Source organism: Streptococcus infantis (assembly GCF_001579645.1).
Classification (GTDB): Bacteria; Bacillota; Bacilli; order Lactobacillales; family Streptococcaceae; genus Streptococcus; species Streptococcus infantis_E.
Map to the genome: position 1 here is coordinate 633,834 of NZ_KQ970818.1, position 4,352 is coordinate 638,185.

Below are 4,352 nucleotides of genomic sequence, written 5' to 3' on the forward strand. Positions count from 1 at the left end.
AAATAGACCAATCATTATCGGAGTAACAGGTGGATCTGGAGGAGGAAAGACAAGCGTATCTAAAGCAATCTTGTCGCATTTTCCAAATGAAAAAATCTCTATGATTGAGCATGATTCCTACTATAAAGATCAATCTCATCTAACCTTTGAAGAGCGTATTAAGACCAACTATGACCATCCTTTTGCTTTTGATACTGATTTGATGATTGAGCAAATCAAAGAGTTGTTGGCAGGACGTCCTGTTGATATTCCTACCTATGACTATACAAAACATACACGTAGCTCCAAAACTTATTGTCAGGAGCCTCAGGATGTCTTTATAGTTGAAGGAATCTTAGTTTTGGAGGACAAACGACTTCGTGATTTGATGGATATCAAGATTTTCGTAGATACAGATGATGATGTTCGTATCATTCGCCGTATTAAACGTGATATGGAAGAACGTGGTCGTAGCCTGGATAGCGTTATTGACCAGTATCTTGGTGTGGTAAAACCCATGTATCATCAATTTATTGAGCCAACAAAGCGTTATGCAGATATCGTTATTCCAGAAGGAGTAACCAACACAGTAGCTATCGATTTGCTGACAACAAAGATTGAAAAGATTTTAGAAGAAGCACGTCTAGCCCAATAATAAGGAGATAAAAGGCTGTGGGAAAGTAAATATTTGACTAAGATTGATTTTTTCCCATATTGGTGAGTTGTTACAATCAAGCTTTTAGATAGGAAAAAGCCTTATTTCAAAGGATTTTCTAAGTCTTTAAGATCCACTAAATACTGGAGCAGAGTTTCAGTGCAAATAAAAATCGAGGCCGGGATTTTCCCGACCTCTTATTTTTTGATTTTTTCAAGTCTCGGAACAATAACTAGGGTCAGTATTGCTGAGATTATGAGTTCTGCAATAGAATTTGTTGAGATAACAGTAGCTAATAGTTTTTGGATATTTCCGTCAAAAACATTTCCAAAGAGGAAGAAGATTCCGCCTAGTACAAATACAGTATTTGTGAGGGAACCGAGTGCTCCAGCGAAGATAAGCCCCGCCTTGTTTTTGAGGAGTTTATAGACAAAGTATGGAGTTAAACCAATAAGGATGCGTGGTACAATCGCAATAACTAGGGAGTAGATGTTACCGTTTGGTACAAATGGAGAGAAAAGGTAGCTAGTTGGGAGAATTGTGATTGTATTGACTGTCAAGCTAATCATCCCCATCAAGAAACCTAAGATGGCACCAATTCGTGGCCCGTAGATGATACTAGCAATGATGACTGGAATATGGACAATGGTCGGTTTAATTGGAAATGGCAAGACATTAAAGACAATAGAACTCAGCAAATGAATGACGATCATGCTGGCAAAAAAGATAGCAATAGGAGCAATATTAGAGCGTTTGTTCATGAAGTTTTTCCTTTATCTGTTGTAAAATAGTATCAAGATCAGCAAGAGCACCCCGTCCTACGTCTCCACAGGCCAGTAGGGATTCTTTAGGAGAAATAATTGTATAACCATAAGTTTCTAAAGTTTTTAGGTTTGTTTGAGTTGCTGGATGGTCATACATTTTGGTATTCATAGCAGGTGCTACTAGTTTTGGAACATAGTTTGGCAAGGCAAGAGCAGTAGCAGTCACCATATTGTCGGCAAAACCGTGCGCGACTTTCGCAATCGTATTAGCGGTCGCAGGGGCAAGGATAAACAAGTCTGTTTTTTTGCCAAGCTCGATATGATTGACTTTATCAGGATAAGGTTCCTGCATAAGATCGAGATGTACGGTATTTTGAGATAAGACTTGAAGGGTTAAAGGTTGAATAAAGGCAGTCGCAGCCTGGGTCATGAGTACAGTAACAGAATGCCCTTGTTTCTTCATGCCACTTACTAAATCAGCAGCCTTGTAAGAGGCGATAGAGCCTGTAACAGCGAGTGAAATACGAGCCATAATTTTCCTTTCTAAGAGTCAAATCCTTGAATTTTTTCCACTAATAAGTCAGCAATTTCTTGTTTGCTAGCAGCAATCTGATAATCTTTTTCTTCTACTAGATAAGCCAGGTGTTGATCAGCATTAATCTGAGTGAGGTCATTAGCGACAATCAAATCAGCTTGATTATTTTCAAGACTTTCTCTAGCGATTTGAATCAGATGTTCCTTAGTAACATCGACAAGGAGTTTAAAGCCAATGAGATGGATACTTGGATTCCATTCTTTAACAAGAGAGATGATCTTTGGATTTTTCTTGAGAAATAGGACTTGCACCTCATCCTTAGAAGAGATCTTTGTTTCCATATTTTTCTTATGTAAAAACTCACTTAAATCTTGGCTCGCTTGAACTTGGTCAAGACCTGTCATGTAAACAGGACTATAGTCAGATACTGCCATGGAATGAATCAAAACTTGATAATTAGGAAGAATCCGTTTCATCTCTTGGAGTAAATCGGAAGTGTTTTTGATTACAATCATAGTCAAATTCGGGTGTAGTTCTGGTTTTAGTGCTTGTTGCGTAGTAATCAGACAAACTTGGTGACCAGCTTTTAGTAAAGTCTCAGTTATAACTTTACCAAGTCTACCAGTAGAGTGGTTGGTAATGGAGCGAACTCGGTCTATTGCCTCGCTCGTACCACCAGATGTAACTAAAATTTTCATAGAACTATTGTACAAAAAAATGAGCAGTAAGTAAAATGAAAGCGATAAAATATTATGTGAAATTCAAGCTTTCAACTATAGTTAAAACCTATAAAGGCATATAAAAATTTAAAAAGAAGCCAAGAAAGTCTGAAGTGTTGTGATATTTACGAACGTTACCAAGCTTTATGACTGTTAAAAATCTTATTTTATGATATAATGAATTAACACATTTGAGGTAGAGGAGTTTGTTATGAAAACAGATATTGAAATTGCACAGAGTATCGAGCTAAAACCAATCGTTGATGTTGTAGAGAAACTTGGTATTTCTTACGACGATTTGGAATTGTACGGAAAGTACAAGGCTAAGCTCAGTTTTGATAAAATCCGTGCAGTTGAGAGCAATCCAGTCGGTAAATTGATCTTGGTAACAGCCATTAACCCAACACCAGCAGGTGAAGGAAAATCAACCATCACTATCGGGCTTGCAGACGCCTTAAATAAGATTGGTAAGAAAACCATGATTGCTATCCGCGAACCATCTCTTGGTCCTGTTATGGGGATTAAAGGTGGCGCAGCCGGTGGTGGTTATGCGCAAGTTTTACCAATGGAAGATATCAACCTTCACTTTACCGGTGATATGCATGCTATTACAACTGCAAACAATGCTCTTTCTGCCTTGATTGACAATCACTTGCATCAAGGGAATGATCTAGGTATCGACCAACGCCGTATTCTCTGGAAACGTGTAGTGGACTTGAATGACCGCGCTCTTCGTCACGTAACTGTTGGCCTTGGTGGTCCGCTTAATGGTATTCCACGTGAAGATGGATTTGATATCACTGTTGCTTCAGAAATCATGGCAATCCTTTGCTTGGCAACTGATATTGAAGATTTGAAACGTCGTTTGGCCAATATCGTTATCGGCTACCGTTATGATCGTACACCTGTTTCAGTTGGTGATCTACAGGTTGAAGGTGCCTTGGCATTGATTTTGAAAGATGCTATCAAACCGAACTTGGTTCAAACCATCTATGGAACACCTGCCTTTGTACATGGTGGCCCATTTGCCAATATCGCACACGGATGTAACTCTGTCTTGGCTACAACTACAGCCCTTCACTTGGCAGATTACACAGTGACAGAAGCAGGTTTTGGTGCAGACCTTGGTGCTGAGAAATTCCTGGATATCAAAACTCCAAACTTGCCAACTTCACCAGATGCAGTAGTGATTGTTGCAACACTTCGTGCTCTTAAGATGAATGGTGGAGTTGCTAAGGATGCATTGACAGAAGAGAATGTAGAAGCAGTTCGTGCTGGTTTTGCTAATTTGAAACGCCACGTTGAGAATATCCGTAAGTTTGGTATTCCAGCAGTTGTTGCAATTAACGAATTTGTATCTGATACAGAAGCTGAAATCGCAGCTTTGAAAGAACTTTGCACTTCAATTGATGTTCCAGTTGAATTAGCTAGCGTATGGGCTGATGGAGCTGAAGGAGGAGTGGCTTTGGCTGAAACTCTCGTCAAAACAATTGACGAAAATCCAGCCGACTACAAACGTCTCTATGACAACGAACTTTCTGTTCAAGAAAAAATCGAAAAGATTGTTACGGAAATTTACCGTGGAAGCAAAGTAAACTTCGAGAAGAAAGCTCAAACTCAAATCGCACAAATCGTACAAAACGGTTGGGACAAATTGCCGATCTGTATGGCTAAAACTCAATATAGTTTCTCAGATAATC

5 protein-coding genes are annotated in these 4,352 nt (G+C 39.1%); 2 read left to right on the forward strand and 3 right to left on the reverse strand.

The genetic code is table 11. The features are described from left to right. A partial coding sequence (gene udk, locus SINDD18_RS03030; RefSeq protein ID WP_061863017.1) for a uridine kinase occupies positions 1–634 on the forward strand: 634 nt, incomplete at its 5' end. 197 nt (positions 635–831) lie between these two features. On the opposite strand, the gene SINDD18_RS03035 is transcribed toward udk, so the two are convergent. The 3 genes from SINDD18_RS03035 to SINDD18_RS03045 are packed head-to-tail and all read right to left on the reverse strand — an operon-like array spanning position 832 to position 2,631. Beyond that, positions 832–1,395, reverse strand: a complete 564-nt coding sequence (locus SINDD18_RS03035) for an ECF transporter S component (RefSeq protein WP_001042711.1) — start codon at positions 1,393–1,395, stop codon at positions 832–834. Continuing rightward, the gene (gene coaC, locus SINDD18_RS03040) at positions 1,379–1,930 is read right to left on the reverse strand and encodes a phosphopantothenoylcysteine decarboxylase (protein ID WP_061863018.1); all 552 of its coding nucleotides are present in this window, start codon (positions 1,928–1,930) and stop codon (positions 1,379–1,381) included. Before coaC ends, SINDD18_RS03035 begins: the two co-directional genes overlap by 17 nt. A gap of 11 nt (positions 1,931–1,941) precedes the next feature. Beyond that, the gene (locus SINDD18_RS03045) at positions 1,942–2,631 is read right to left on the reverse strand and encodes a phosphopantothenate--cysteine ligase (RefSeq protein ID WP_061863019.1); all 690 of its coding nucleotides are present in this window, start codon (positions 2,629–2,631) and stop codon (positions 1,942–1,944) included. A 232-nt stretch (positions 2,632–2,863) separates the two neighbouring features. On the opposite strand from SINDD18_RS03045, the gene SINDD18_RS03050 reads away from it, so the two are divergent. Next, positions 2,864–4,352, forward strand: a 1,489-nt coding sequence (locus SINDD18_RS03050) for a formate--tetrahydrofolate ligase (RefSeq protein ID WP_241497318.1), incomplete at its 3' end; no start/stop codon positions are given.

Coding starts and splice junctions, on each gene's coding strand:
- coaC (WP_061863018.1), bottom strand. CDS start 1,930: ATGGCTCGTATTTCACTCGCTGTTACAGGCTCTATCGCCTCTTACAAG.
- SINDD18_RS03035 (WP_001042711.1), bottom strand. CDS start 1,395: ATGAACAAACGCTCTAATATTGCTCCTATTGCTATCTTTTTTGCCAGC.
- SINDD18_RS03045 (WP_061863019.1), bottom strand. CDS start 2,631: ATGAAAATTTTAGTTACATCTGGTGGTACGAGCGAGGCAATAGACCGA.